General features: G+C 46.0%; 11 protein-coding genes. 6 read left to right on the top strand and 5 right to left on the bottom strand.

The window, feature by feature from the left end; all coding sequences use genetic code 11:
* Positions 1 to 20 precede the first annotated feature (20 nt).
* Entirely contained in the window at positions 21 to 1280 is a 1260-nt protein-coding gene (locus tag CPIN_RS17735) for a macrolide family glycosyltransferase (RefSeq protein ID WP_012791206.1), read from the top strand.
* Between the two features lie 106 nt (positions 1281 to 1386).
* On the opposite strand, the gene CPIN_RS17730 is transcribed toward CPIN_RS17735, so the two are convergent.
* The gene (locus tag CPIN_RS17730; RefSeq protein WP_044219046.1) at positions 1387 to 2001 is read right to left on the bottom strand and encodes a hypothetical protein; all 615 of its coding nucleotides are present in this window, start codon (positions 1999 to 2001) and stop codon (positions 1387 to 1389) included.
* A gap of 200 nt (positions 2002 to 2201) precedes the next feature.
* On the opposite strand from CPIN_RS17730, the gene CPIN_RS17725 reads away from it, so the two are divergent.
* Positions 2202 to 2885, top strand: coding sequence for a hypothetical protein (locus tag CPIN_RS17725; protein WP_012791204.1), 684 nt, complete (start codon positions 2202 to 2204; stop codon positions 2883 to 2885).
* Positions 2886 to 2924: 39 nt separating this feature from the next.
* Here the strand turns inward: CPIN_RS17725 and CPIN_RS17720 are convergent, their stop codons facing one another.
* The 3 genes from CPIN_RS17720 to CPIN_RS17710 form a co-directional block, all read right to left on the bottom strand.
* Positions 2925 to 4121 (bottom strand): retropepsin-like aspartic protease, encoded by a 1197-nt coding sequence (locus tag CPIN_RS17720; protein ID WP_148230586.1) that lies wholly within the window; start codon positions 4119 to 4121, stop codon positions 2925 to 2927.
* Positions 4122 to 4408: 287 nt separating this feature from the next.
* Positions 4409 to 5386: a hypothetical protein gene (locus tag CPIN_RS17715; RefSeq protein ID WP_148230585.1), complete on the bottom strand. Its 978-nt coding sequence runs from the start codon at positions 5384 to 5386 to the stop codon at positions 4409 to 4411.
* Positions 5387 to 5562: 176 nt separating this feature from the next.
* A complete protein-coding gene (locus CPIN_RS17710; protein ID WP_012791201.1) occupies positions 5563 to 5937 on the bottom strand; it encodes a hypothetical protein in 375 nt (124 codons plus the stop codon).
* A gap of 365 nt (positions 5938 to 6302) precedes the next feature.
* On the opposite strand from CPIN_RS17710, the gene mnmD reads away from it, so the two are divergent.
* From mnmD to CPIN_RS17695, 3 genes are all read left to right on the top strand, one after another.
* The gene (gene mnmD / locus CPIN_RS17705) at positions 6303 to 6974 is read left to right on the top strand and encodes a tRNA (5-methylaminomethyl-2-thiouridine)(34)-methyltransferase MnmC2 (protein ID WP_012791199.1); all 672 of its coding nucleotides are present in this window, start codon (positions 6303 to 6305) and stop codon (positions 6972 to 6974) included.
* Positions 6975 to 7370: 396 nt separating this feature from the next.
* On the top strand, positions 7371 to 7661 hold the full coding sequence (locus CPIN_RS17700; protein WP_044219040.1) for a hypothetical protein: 291 nt from the start codon (positions 7371 to 7373) through the stop codon (positions 7659 to 7661).
* 75 nt (positions 7662 to 7736) lie between these two features.
* Entirely contained in the window at positions 7737 to 10190 is a 2454-nt protein-coding gene (locus CPIN_RS17695) for a DUF1963 domain-containing protein (RefSeq protein ID WP_044219037.1), read from the top strand.
* Positions 10191 to 10259: 69 nt separating this feature from the next.
* Here the strand turns inward: CPIN_RS17695 and CPIN_RS36745 are convergent, their stop codons facing one another.
* Positions 10260 to 12203 carry a tetratricopeptide repeat protein gene (locus CPIN_RS36745; protein WP_012791196.1) on the bottom strand — a complete coding sequence of 648 codons (1944 nt, stop codon included), beginning with the start codon at positions 12201 to 12203 and terminating at the stop codon, positions 10260 to 10262.
* A gap of 308 nt (positions 12204 to 12511) precedes the next feature.
* Between CPIN_RS36745 and CPIN_RS17680 the strand changes: the two genes are divergently transcribed.
* On the top strand, positions 12512 to 13705 hold the full coding sequence (locus CPIN_RS17680; protein WP_012791195.1) for a CheW domain-containing protein: 1194 nt from the start codon (positions 12512 to 12514) through the stop codon (positions 13703 to 13705).
* The last annotated feature ends 4 nt before the right edge of the window (positions 13706 to 13709 follow it).

Here is a 13709-nt window from a genome sequence, read left to right as displayed (position 1 = left end):
CTTATACAAAGAGACGACACATGGCTAAAGTATTATTGCTGAGCATTCCTTCTCATGGACATATGAATCCGACACTGGGACTTGCAGGCGCACTGGTAAAACACGGAGAAGAAGTAACCTTTTTCAGTTCGGAAGAATTCAGGAAACCGGTAGAAGCTACCGGCGCCACCTTTATCTGTTATAAAGACGACCTTAATATCTTCAAATTCTCACAAGGACAGGCAGCGACAGCCTCAGGTAAGAAAAAACCTGCCGGTAAACCCGGCTTTATTAATGCACTGTTACAACCCGAACGTTTCGTAGATCATCTCATGGAACAGATCAAAGGGATGCAGTTTGATTATATCGTCCATTCTGCCGCTTATCCTTATGCGAGTGTCATCGCACAGGCATTGAAAATACCGGCGGTATCTTCTTTCGCTGTATTTGCTACCATGAAGGATTTTGAAAAGATGCGGAAAGGGAAAACCTGGAGCCTCGCCAACCTGGTTCCCTTCAGATGGAAACTCCGTTTCTTATACCTGCTCTTCTACCGTAACAAGTTTGGTAAAGTACGCAGGTATTTACAGGACAAATACAAGGTGCAGGTATCTAGCGATCTGCTGAGTCATTTCTTCAATAAAAGCGAATTGAATATCATCTATACCTCCCGTTATTTTATACGGGACAACAGTCATTATGATGACAGCTTTGTTTTCGTGGGCGCACCGGTATATGAGAAAAAATACCAGGTGGATTTTCCTTTTGAAAAGCTGGAAGGAAAAAAGGTATTATATATTTCCCTGGGGACGGTCTTTGGTAATTACGCAGCCGGCGTATATGATCACTTTTTTAAAGCATTCGCCGAGATGGATATCACGGTGGTCATGACGGCCTACGGCGTCGACCTGTCTGCCATGAAAATACCTGCTAATTTCATTCTACGGGATTATGTACCGCAATCCGCCATCCTCGAACGGAGTGCGGCTGCTATTACACATGCGGGTATGAACAGTATTGGCGATCTCTTGTATGCCAATGTGCCGTTTGTGTCCATTCCCATGGGGGCAGATCAGTTTTTCCTGGCGGAAAGAGCAGCCGAACTGGGCGCAACGATTGTACTCGACGTTCATACCCTTACACCGGAGGGACTGAGAGCGGCAACAGAGAAAGTCATGACGGATAAAAGTTTTATCGTGAGTAGCCGTAAGATCAGTGATTCTTTCCGGGAAGCAGGCGGGTATGAAAAGGCGGTGGAAGAGATCTTTAGCTGGAAGAAAACAAAAGGAATCAGACGATAAACAAAGCAGCGTACTCAATACTAAAATGCAGTAATATACGTCTCTATGCTATCTGGTGACCGAATCAAAAGGGGGCGTCTGCCTTGGGGTAAACACCCCCTTCCTTTTAGAAATTGAAAAGGCAGGTTAGTCCGCCGATATGTGGTTTATACGACGTTACCCCCTTCATATAAAAAGTATTGATCTCGATATTATGTCGCTTTCTGGCGCCGATACCGATACGTAACCCGATATTTGCCGCCGGTCCGATCGTACTGGCAGTCGTGTGCAAATCATCATAAGCGATATAGTCATAATACAACTCCGGGATCTTTCTGTCTACAGAACTAATATGATAAGCAAACCCTCCTCCGATAAAAAAGCCCATCCTGTTCTGGCAGCCTTCCGCAGAACCCGCGCCAATATTGAAATTGAACATTAGCGGTACATTGACCATAAATCCCAGGTTATTATAACCATACTCTCCGGTATAACTATCATAATAATATTCATCTACGCCGTTGATCCCTGCACTAAAGGGGATCCCTAAGGATAAGGAGGTATTGTCTGTTTCCGCAAAACTCACACGGACAGAATAATTCAGCACAGAACTAGCTTTTGTCTCCGTTTTGGAAGATCCATCTACAAAAACGCCTGTTCCGACACCGTGGATAATGCGCTGGGCATGTACAGAAGAAAGGTATGCAAAGCATACTATGGCTAACAAAAAGACTTTTTTCATGGGTAATAGGTATTCCGTTGTTGGTTAGATAATATGCGTTAAATATAACGCAGAATGCTTAAACCATAAAACATCTCCCTGAAATAAGTTAACTTTGCCGCGTTAATTTTCTGTGATACCTGTGGTTGAAAACGTTGCGCTGTCACTATGCCTCAGCAGCAGCTAAATACCCGTCCGGTTGAATGTTAAAATCCCTATAAATGAACTATTACAAAGTCATACAGGACGAGGCGATCCTGCGCTCTTTCATAGACTGGTTACCCGAGCTGGAAGAAGGCGAAGCCTATTATGTCTCTTTACTGGCCAGAAGCAAATATTCTGATGCCATCAAATCTGACAAACAGCAGCTGAAACGCTTTACCAGCAGAAAAGAAGACCTGTATTCCAAGATACTGCAACTGGAATGTCCGATAGGCGCTTATACGCAGAAAGGTCAGGCGATACCACAGGAAGCGCTGGCTATTTATATTACACCGAATCCGAGGAGTTTATATGATGCCATGTTCAGCGGACTGACAGCCCTGGCAAAGTGTATACAAAATCAGAATAAACATGCGAATCCGCACCAGGAAATCATGAGTGAAATCCAGAAGAATAAGAGCAGAAGCTGTTATGTGGATTTTGATTTTGATATCAAGGATCAAGCGTTTTCCGCCAATCTGAAAACACTGATCTACGAGCGCGTCGGACAATCAGCCAAAGTACAGTTTGTCGAAACAAGAGGTGGTTTTCACGTACTGGTAGATCCTTTGAGTGTTGAAGAGCCTTTCCGTAAACGCTGGTACCAAAGTATCGCAGAACTGCCACATGTAGACCAGACCGGCGATCAGATGATACCCATCCCCGGATGTTCGCAGGGTGGTTTTGTGCCACGCCTGCTTTAGATAAAAGATGCCGGAGACAGGTTGCTCCGGCATTACTTTTTACTTGCCTCTTATGCTCTCCAGAAAATCTTTATAATTAGAATAAGGTTCTTTACTACGACTGTTCGGTTTCAGGTAAAGCATCCCCTCCCGGTTATCCAGGATCAGGTTAAAATGATTCAACACCTGGTTTCCGAATAAGGTCGTTCTGCTACCCGGCTTGTCAGGAGGATGCGCATTGGTCACGATATCCGGAAAGACGACGCCCGCAATCTCCGCATTCAACCGCACGATCTTCCGTCCATTGACCATGGTTAAACTATCCAGCTTTTGCCAGAGTTGTTCATGACGCGTAAAATCACTGCCCAGCGCCATGGTCGCATCCCTGCCGGTGTCAAAGAGAAACCAGAAAGGATAAGACTTCCCTCCCACCACAACGACGGCCTGAAACTTCGGTCTGTTCTGTTCAAACCAAACCGCCTGCCGCTTAAATGCACGGCTGTAAGCAGGTAGTTTTTGATGAATGATCATCCGAAGATTATCATAATCAATCTCGATGATCTTATCCCGAAAGAGGGAATTACCAATGATCAGGTCTTCACCTTCCTGCATATTTCCGACCTGTGTCAGGCGTACTGCTTCCCAGCTGATATTACCGATCGTAAGCGTATTGCCCGAGCTGGTGCCCGTCTCATTGGTACCTTGTGTATTAGTGACGACTGTTTTACCATCAAACTGCAACCCTAATTTTTCAGCTACCTGCCGGTTGACGCAGGTGGTACCTGCGCCCAGGTCAAACTGTACATTGACGGTTTTATTATTGTTCAGAATACCTTTCAGATAGATCCGCGAGCCATGTAATACAAACGGTAGTGTATCGGATGTGGGATGCACACTCCTACCGCGTAACTGCGTAAGGGTATCCTGTATGGATGCGATTCTTATAAAGCAACTGTCTTTTCCATTCAACAAGGCAATAAAGTCATATGCCTTTCCGGGTTTAGTTTGAAAACGGATACTATCCTGGTCGGTTTTAAGTGTGATCTGGCTTGGTTTAGATGGAACATTGACATAATAAATGTCTGGTCTGGCCGTAGGGTCAAGCTGCCAGTTTAAACGGACATATGCACCATCCGTGATAACGGCATTGGCATTGCCTGCTTTAACAATGGGTAACCGTTGTGCCTTTGTCGTGAGACTGAACAGGCAAAAAACTGTTATGGAACAAAAAAGATGAATATGGCTCATAGTTGGCATACGGTGTCAAGAGATATGCCAACTATAACGATGATTAGGAATCAATGAGTTAAAATAGCATGATATGTATAGGCGTCCGGCATTGGACAACTGTATGTCCGGCGCCGGCACAACCTAATTCCCCCAGAACTTCCACCAGGGCTCCTTTTTTACTGTCTCTTCCGCGGTCAGCGTCCAGAACAATGCATTGAATTCGTCTCCGGTGTAATCCTTTGTGATCATATGCCCGTATGGATAAATCGAGTCTTCCGGCCCTTCAGCAAAACATTACAACCCCTTAAAACCAGTTATTGTTTAGGCTTCGGCGACATTTCTTCCAGTATATTATACACCACACCTTTCGTCGGATGCTCTTCCAGCCATATTGTAGTGCGGCTGAACTCCTTTTTTGTTTCCAGGGCCACTACCGTGTCTGCAGGTTGATCTTCAAATGAAGTGCCCTGCCAGCGCGTTTTGCCGGAGAAGCTAAGCAGCGCTTCCCTGCTCCCTGTCGCTACCCGGAAAGTATAAGCGCCAAACTTCATATCACGGACTACCTTCTGCGACTTCGGCTCTATAAAAACGGAATATACCGGATGTCCTTCAACACCGACTATTACTATCTTGGCGAGTTTATCCATATTGTTGATGACCTTCACCATCGGTGTACGCTCAACCGTGTTTGCTATATCCGTCTTTTCCGTCTCAGCAGCCATTCCGGTTGTATTGACAGAAGCGCCATCCACAGTGGTAAATGACTTCGGCATGTCGGACAACTCCGGGTTAGGTGCTTTTTCCTCCTGTCTGTTACTTTTTGTAGCCGCCAGGTAGATACCTACCAATACAACCGCAATAATCACGTATGCAGCAATAGGCAGGGGCGGTTTACTGGCTTTGACATCATCCAGCATCCCCTGGTTGTTTTCCAGCAATTGCAGGGTTTCAGGGGTAAGTCCCTCTATTTGCCTGGCCAGCTGGGCATAGATCACGTGATCGTTCTTACCGTTGTGTTTATTAAAGACGGTCAACGCCAGTTCCTGTAAAGCGAGGGCTATCGAGTTACGCAGTTCATCCAGCGGACCTTCCGTCTGGTTGATCATATTAAGATCAATACGTTTTTCCGACCATTTCTTCAAGGTCGACAGGGATATCGCATGCGTGTTAATGGCATTTTTCTGAGCGATGATCTCGTCGAGCAATTCCACAAAAGACTTGATAACAGGCAGATACTTAGGGTCATTTACGTCCGGCTGAGATGTACCGGAACCGTTAAAGTTGGTATTCATGGGAGGTGTAGGGATTGTCCACCGTAAAAATAAAGATATTATATTATAATTTTTTACAATTATTAATACCGGAAGGGGGCTTATATCATTTACCCGGTCTTTGTCCAGAACGATGGACACAAAAGTAGTCAGGGTGATCAGCAATAAAAAAGTCCGGTAGTTTACCGGACTGATTATCAATTCTTCTTATAACCGATTTCGTGATTATCAGCATGTAGCCAAACCGTGTACTGATCTGCCAGTTCCACAGCCACCGAAACGTCCGGCAGCGGGGCCAGTATCTCCTGCAGCTTCTTCTTGGCCTCTTCAATTTTTTCTTCCGCATGTCTTATACTTGACCTGGCGCTTTCTGCTTTTTCATTCAGGCGATGTAACTCATTGAACACCGCTGTGTTGACAGAATTGTTTTTTTGTGCATGCAGAAGTTGCACCTGATAATCCTCCGTCGCTTGCTGAGACAACTTCTTTAATCCAGGGAGATTTTCGCTATGTTCGATCAGATTTGATAAAGATGTCCGAAGATCTCCTGCTTTATCCTGGTATGTTGACATAAATAAAATGTTTATGGGTTTATGTTGCACCGGCGCTTACCGGCATTTTTTATTACATTATCTTATCCCTGTTTTGGGAATTCTCACTTCATACCACAACACATCATTTCTTTCAAAAAATACACCTATTTCCTCACATATCAATGCTTAAAGCAAGCCTGTAAATATAGATTTTCACATCTCCGCTCTATCGTATAATCACTCTTCAGGTCTGTGAAACTTACAGGATATGTAAAGTTTTGCAAATGTTGGGCCAGTAAAGTAAGAAACAGCATCACTTCCATATCCGTATTTAAACGGCATGACCTAGTTTATCGCATCATCATCATCACGCAGGTATAGCTATAATTTACGAACTTTGCCATATGGAAAGGTTGCTACAAATCACTGCTGATGGTTCACATACCATTGCCGTCCCGGACATGCATGTTACCTTCCACAGCATTCTCGGGGCGATACAGGAAAGTGTGCATGTGTATATCAATAACGGCCTGCATCATCTGCCGGCTGATCTCCATCCGATAGCTATACTGGAAATGGGATTTGGAACTGGTCTTAATGCCTTACTGACCTTACGCGAAGCAATCACCTTACAACGCAGCGTTTACTATCAGACAATAGAACAATATCCGCTCACGATAAAAGAAGCCAGCTCCCTGAATTACCCGGAACAATTGGGAGAACCCACACTGCAACCTTTTCTGCAATCATTGCATGAAAGTACATGGGACCAGGATGTACTATTACATCCCTGCTTTACCTTACATAAAACACATGCACCTATACAGGAGGCGGTGTTCCGACAGCCTTTTGATCTGATCTACTATGATGCCTTTGCCCCCGGCGCACAACCGGAGTTATGGACGGAAACGATATTTACAAAGCTGTTTGAACAATTAAAACCGGGCGGGATACTCGTCACGTATTGTAGTAAAGGCGACGTAAAAAGGGCTTTAAAGGCAGCGGGATTTGGCGTGGAGAAAAAGGTATCCGGACCTAAACGGAAGCGGGAAATGGTCAGGGCGAAGAAACCATAAATAACAAACAACAGACGGCAGGAACTACACCTTGGCAATACCTGCAGTCCGTGCCTTCATGTGCATCCATATAACTACGCACCCAGGGACCGCTATTAGAGTTTCTGCTGATGATTAGCTCATAAGGGTGCGCCGCCAGATGCGCCTTTGCGACATCTACGATGCCGATCCGCCATCACTCCCCTGCCCTGCTGCGAAAATATATTTTTTAGTTTCAGGAACATGTCATTACTTTGAAGTACAAAGTACTTTACCGCAGGAAAGCATAGCTGTAAAAACAGCTGCCAAACTACCAATAGCCTGGAATAAGACAACGCATTGTTTTACACCGTTACCGGAGCATGAAAACAGCTCCGTACAGGATACCTATACACTTATATGCTCAAACGATACGCTATGATGACACAAAACAAGCGGCTGGCCGGCATTATCTTTACCGCCGCCCTGCTACTGCTGGTCCCCCTGGTAGCCATGCAGTTCACAGCCGAAGTAAAATGGTCTTTTTCTGATTTCCTGGTGGCCGGTTTCCTCCTGTTCGGAACGGGCCTTTTGCTGGAACTGATACTAAGAAAAGTAAGGGCTACCAGTCACCGTCTTCTGCTATGTGTAGTACTGTTTATTGTAGTGGCGCTGGTATGGGCAGAACTGGCAGTTGGCATCTTTGGTACGCCCCTCGCCGGTAGTTGAAACAAAGCAGTTCAGTTTCGCAGATTCTGTTATATTTGCTATCCATTTGTTAACAAAACCCGTGTGAACAGAGTTATGCAAACAGTATCTGCGAAAACCTTTAGTGTCAGCTTCCCGGAGATTTATAACCACGTGCGCGTAACGTGGGAAAGTATGAAAGCCGAACAGGTAAAAGACAACAACTATGTTTCTTTTATTACTGCCGGTCTGAATAAAGTCAGCTTTTATAAAAAATATCCCGGTGCTGATCTTACCGCCCGTTTTCATGCAAGTTGCCCGGAACAACGAGGCGCCCTTGACGTGATCAGCGACAAGACATTACCTGTTGCCGGACATACCGCTTTAGTACGTACCGCTAAGTCTGCAGACGGCTTCTTCTTTTATTATTTCGGCCTGGTACAGATTAACGAGAACTATTGTTACACCATCATCGCCGATTGTGATGTCGAGGAAGCCGCTGAATATGAGCCTATATTCGATGAAATATGGCAAAGCCTGCAATACTTCGGTAATCAGGAAGAAGGACTGAAACAACAGGAAGCAGGCATTGACGAAATCCTTTCTAAATACGCAGCTTCAGAAGACACTGCAGCGCAAAAAGAGAAAACGCCCGTCGCACCTTTTAGCGTTCCTGCTGATGGACATGATTATTGGGAACTGGATGATTATCAACTCCGTTTTCTGTCCGGCAGTGATATATCGGTGTCCGACGGCGATGGCGCATTGTATATCAAACTGGAGGCAGAAATGCCCGATTACGACGATAAAAAACACGGACATCTGCTCAATGATTATGAGCATGGTAGGGTGTACCTGCAGTTTTACTTCAAAGGCATCTATAAAAACGGCATTCCTACCGGCATATTTACTTTCGAAGATGAACGGGACAGCTCCTACCTGACCTACCTCTGGAAAGGCGGATTTCACTATAGCCTGCAATTCACGGGTGAAGTCACCTTACAGGACGGCTGGCTGGGTATCAACGGACATTTCGGCAACTACCCGGTAACGATCGCAAAGCAACTACCACTGGAAGATATCAAGTGGGAAAACTACCGTTTCCTGCGTGTAGAAGAACTGGAAACTGCCTCCCCTGCTATTGTGCGCCATCTGCAACTGACAGACCCTTATCCGGCTTTGCTACATGAGACATTAGCACCGCTGAAAGAGATGGAAACATTGCATATTTCTTTTTCTGCGGATAAGCCTTCGGCGGCCGACTTCAAAGAAGTACCCAAACCGCTTAAACATTATAAATCACTCCGTAAACTGACACTCTCAGGTATCCGCGCGGTGGATAGTCTGCCGCAATGGATCGGCGACCTGAAAGAACTGGAACACCTGTACGTGTCAGAGAGCAAAATCGAAGGCATCCATCCTTATATCTTCCAGCTACCGAAACTGAAATTCTGCTACCTGAGCAATAACCAGTTACAGTCCATTTCACCCGGACAGTCAGATTCCCTGGAAACCCTGACCATAGAGAATAACCAGCTGACTTCCCTCCCGGATTCACTGACAAAAATGCCTAAGCTGAAATCGCTGAGCATCAAAGGGAATCCGTTGACGAAACTGCCTCCCGGACTGGAAACCATTGAACACCTGGACCTGGAACTGGAAAAGAAAATGACGCTGCTGGATTATAGTTATAAAGGGGCGGACGACCAGGGTACCGTTCCGATTGATCAGGCGCTGTTCCTGGCGAAACATGACAACAAACTGTCTGACAAACTGGAACAGGCCATTGCGGCACAGGAACTCCAATACTATCAGAAGGGACTAACGGAACTGGCCCGTAAATCTGTGGCCTTTGCAACGACGAAGGAAGACAATTATGCAGGTAAAGGGAACAACCGTTTCGGCGGATTACCAGACTTACCTGCGGGTGTAGCTTACCCTTCCTTCAAAGATTATGAGGGCAATGAAAAGGGTATGCAGTTTATTGCACAGATCAATTGTACCGATATAGCACATTTACAGGATTACCTGCCCCGTACCGGCATCCTGTATTTCTTCATAGAAGACCAGGAAGACACAGATGCATCCGTGATCTACTACGACGGCGATCTGTCCACCCTGCAATCTGCCAGTCAACTGGATATTACTGAAGACTACATCTATGACCAGCACGGCATTTATACCCCTTATAAAGCCATTGCGGACAAATATGTCAGTCTGCCGTTCTTCTACAATGCCAGGGAATATTACGAGACATCCTGGCCGGAACTGGAACCATTAGAGGAAGAGGATGATGCTACGGATGCCTTAAAACAGGCATTAGAGCCTGATTTCAAGGCTGTACACAGTATCAACAGTTATGTTTTCAAACAGCATGATACGCCTGAAAAAGAGGCCGCACATACCTTAAAAGGCAAACCAGAGGACTGGATGGTGTTATTACGGGTAAGTAGTGATAGTCAGCCGGGATTCTGTTTCTGGGATGCGGGAGAGATCTACTTCATGATCCATAAGAGCGATCTCGCGAAGAAGAACTTTTCGAAGGTTTACTGCGGACTGGAAAGCAGCTGATCCATCAGCGACAAAAAGAAGGGGCAACAGCATGATCTGCTGCCCCTTCTTTATTGATTAGTATCGTTATTACAGCCAATCCGGTGTCACCGGCGTACCATATACATAACTCATATCAGTATACTCACTATAAGGCTTCGCCCTGCCACTATTCCGGGCAGCCTGCTGATAAGACTCCTCCGCCTTTTTCTGATCGCCCTGTAAATGGTATACCAGTCCCAATAACCAGTTGGTACTGAAAATAGACGATATGTCCCGGGATTTTTTCAGATAGGCTTCTGCATCGTCCAGCTGCTGTGTTAAGATCGCCGCCTCTCCTATCACACGCATCGCAAAATAAGCCTCGGCATTCTTTTCAAGCACATCGAGACTCCATTCGATCGCCTGGTTATATTCCCCTATACGCACAGCGCATAAAGCCGCCTGCTCGGCACAGGTATTTTCGTAACTCAGCTTCTCCGGTGTGAATGGAATACCTTTCGCAAATACCTCCATTGCCTGATGATACGCTTTCTCTTTGAAAAGCAATTTTCCGCCTTCACTATACGCCAGGTAATAACCCGGCGCTACTTCCATCGCTTTCTTAAAACAGGCCCATGCACCGCGATTGTCCTCAGCGGCCAACAGACGTTGCCCTTCATTGGTCAACAGGATCCCTTCTTTTGTTACGCCTTCCTTAAATATCGGCTGACCATTCTTCAGCGCCTCATAAATACCGTTGATATTCAGATTCAGGTTGTCATGATGCTCTTTCTCTACCGGATAGTATAAATCCGTACGGAAGGCCGAAGCAAAATCATGCCATGGCAGGAAGGCATTTGTTGTTTTATAGGTTGACAAGTCATCATACTCATACAATGCCGTAATCAGGGTGTCCGGTGCAAATTCGAAGCAATTCAGGTCATAGAACCAGGAAAGGAAAACAGGGGCGTCAATTTTCCTGTGTGAGAGCCGGTTCAGCATCTCATGATCGTCTGCCCATGCATAGGCCAGATAACGTACGGATTCCTGTCCCAGGGTCTTCTGCAGTTCATCGATCTGTAACTTGTCAATAGTGGTGTTGCCCGTCACATAATAGGCTACACCGCCTCCTCCCCAGCCAGCCACACTATCGCGTACAGTCAGGTTACCTTTTACCACAAGCAGATCGATATACAGACCGGGAATATCCAGGCTGTCTATATCCAGATCGCCGTCGCAGTAGTAGATACGGCTATAGTCTTCGAAGTAAGAAGGTTCATCTTCATAGTTGTCCAGCGACATAATACTGACACCACTTTCGCCATTCCAATAGTCAAACAGCTGTTCCAGTCCCATACGCTCCAGTACTTCCTCATAGGTCAATTCTTCCAGCTGGTGTTTGTCCAGGAATGCCTGTTTAGCCAGATCTTCCTCGTCTTCCTCCTCTTCGTCTTCCTCCTCATCTACTATCCTTCTGCTAACCGGAAAATCGTCATCGTCTTCATCCGGCAGCTGTATGGTAGTCATAAAATCTGCCAGCGCATCCCGCTGTTCCAGGATGGAAGCAAATGCAGTGCGTAACTCCTCGTCACTCACCTGGCTGAAGTTTTTGTCTATATGCGCAATATGCACCTTGCCCAATGCATCACTGACAAAGAAAGTTCTTTTGTCGCCTTCTTTGATCATACCCACAATCCAGCAGGCGTATAAAAGGCGTTTCTCCTGTTCCAGGAACTCGCTTTTCCTGCCGGAGAAAAGCAGACTGGTAGCTAACATCCTGTATAATGTATTATCAGCGCTGCTGTAATCTGTATAGCAATAGCTAAGACAGGTCAGCTGCTCGTCTTCCCAGTAAGCAGCACCTCCTTTCAGCCAGAACTCCCTGAAGGCGGAAGGCATGGCAAATCCTGCTGTCGCTTCCATTCTGGCTAAGTCGGCCGGAGCCACTTTGCTGCGATTGGCGTTTTTCGGGGCCTGCTTTTCCAGATAGGTAATCAGCGCAATAATGTCGTTGTGTAAATGTTCGGGGATCTCTAAATTACTGGCGTTCATGTTTGATCAATGGTTTCAACTGATATGATAAAAGTGCTGAAAAGCCGCTAATATATAGCAAATAATATTAATTATAAATAGTTCATCAGGGATCTGTATGCGCCGGTTCCGGACAGTCTTAAAGACGGGAAAATATGATTCAAATAAAAAATTGCCGTAAATTAGTAATAAGAATCAGCAGATCAGGCGTTTCTATTAGCCGCGTACCTCATTACCTTATAAATCCTCTTGTTTCAGCGCAGATTTTAGTCGTATTAACGTACCCCAAAAGTTTCATCGTCTCCGTTCAGTCAGCATAAATCTCTCCTATGTTTTCGGAAAATGATAAAATGTATATCATCGATGCACTGGTGACCCAACTGGCCACAGAAGGTTCTCCCCGTGCCGCTATTGCGGGTCCCTTCGGCGGTACTACGCTGGCTACAGACCTTACCACAGAAGGCTCTGTACTGCGTATTGCCATGGACGCCGTGCGCCTTTGTATCCTTGACGGATTTAATAACAATCCGACATGGATGGAAAGGCTGCTCAATATCTTCCAGTTAACAACACTGAATGCCAAGGTCAAAGAGATCTGGGAATATGCCAGGATCCCACCACCGCCGACAGCCAATCCGTATATACTAACGGTGTTGAACAACACTATCCCGTTTGTCAACCGTACGATACTGAGGAATCACCTGGACCGCCTGTCGCAGCCTATGAGCAATGCACAACCCATCCTGGTAGTGAATGGTGGCGACAAATCAGGCAAGTCCTACTCCACCAATTATATCGACCATTTTTCCAATCTGAAAAATACCATGCTGGCCTGCAGTGCCAAACTTGATAAAGAAATAGGACTGGATCTGACGGCGGAGAAACTGGCCAAAGACCTGGTCTCACAAATGGCGATGCCTACCGACGATATACCCGGACCAGAAGAAAACATGCGGGCATATGCCGAAACACTGGCAGGCTGGGTCTTAAATAAAGGCTCCCAGATCAGGGATATGAACTGCTGGTTCGTACTGGACAACTTCAAAAAAAGCCCTTTTTTACATCCCAGTACCGACTACTTTATCACCGCACTTTCCTATAAGATCACACAGGGCATGTATACCAGGAAATGCCGCCTGATACTGATCGGGTTTGACCGTGCCATGCTGACCGTAGAACCAGGCAAAGCGGATGAAGAGGTCATCCGGCAATGTAACCGGAATGATGTCGAGACGTCCGTGAAGGAAATATGCCAGCGGGCCATACAGACAATAGACGTGATCGCCATGACAGACTTCCTCGTCAACGGACTACCGACAAACGATACCAAAATGGCGGTGCTGAACGGCAGATTGAGATCCCTTCTCCAAGCCGTTAACAGACTCAATGAGATACTGGCGCTACACCCCGAACTGGACTATGCCACCTTCCTGCAGGAGATGCTGAAAGATCTTCCCGATACAGAGGAAAGGAAGGCAGAACTGGAAGAAAAACTACAGGATCTTCATGACAGCCTAAGTTAATCAG

Source organism: Chitinophaga pinensis DSM 2588 (genome assembly GCF_000024005.1).
In the GTDB taxonomy this organism is placed as follows: Bacteria; Bacteroidota; Bacteroidia; order Chitinophagales; family Chitinophagaceae; genus Chitinophaga; species Chitinophaga pinensis.
Note: the sequence above shows the minus strand (reverse complement) of the source record. Positions and strands in the feature narration are given on the sequence as shown.

Bases quoted from the DNA above. Each gene is read 5' to 3' on its own strand.
- CPIN_RS17735 (WP_012791206.1), top strand. From the start codon at position 21: ATGGCTAAAGTATTATTGCTGAGCATTCCTTCTCATGGACATATGAAT.
- CPIN_RS17725 (WP_012791204.1), top strand. From the start codon at position 2,202: ATGAACTATTACAAAGTCATACAGGACGAGGCGATCCTGCGCTCTTTC.
- CPIN_RS17730 (WP_044219046.1), bottom strand. From the start codon at position 2,001: ATGAAAAAAGTCTTTTTGTTAGCCATAGTATGCTTTGCATACCTTTCT.
- CPIN_RS17680 (WP_012791195.1), top strand. From the start codon at position 12,512: ATGTTTTCGGAAAATGATAAAATGTATATCATCGATGCACTGGTGACC.
- mnmD (WP_012791199.1), top strand. From the start codon at position 6,303: ATGGAAAGGTTGCTACAAATCACTGCTGATGGTTCACATACCATTGCC.
- CPIN_RS17710 (WP_012791201.1), bottom strand. From the start codon at position 5,937: ATGTCAACATACCAGGATAAAGCAGGAGATCTTCGGACATCTTTATCA.
- CPIN_RS17715 (WP_148230585.1), bottom strand. From the start codon at position 5,386: ATGAATACCAACTTTAACGGTTCCGGTACATCTCAGCCGGACGTAAAT.
- CPIN_RS17700 (WP_044219040.1), top strand. From the start codon at position 7,371: ATGATGACACAAAACAAGCGGCTGGCCGGCATTATCTTTACCGCCGCC.
- CPIN_RS17720 (WP_148230586.1), bottom strand. From the start codon at position 4,121: ATGCCAACTATGAGCCATATTCATCTTTTTTGTTCCATAACAGTTTTT.
- CPIN_RS36745 (WP_012791196.1), bottom strand. From the start codon at position 12,203: ATGAACGCCAGTAATTTAGAGATCCCCGAACATTTACACAACGACATT.
- CPIN_RS17695 (WP_044219037.1), top strand. From the start codon at position 7,737: ATGCAAACAGTATCTGCGAAAACCTTTAGTGTCAGCTTCCCGGAGATT.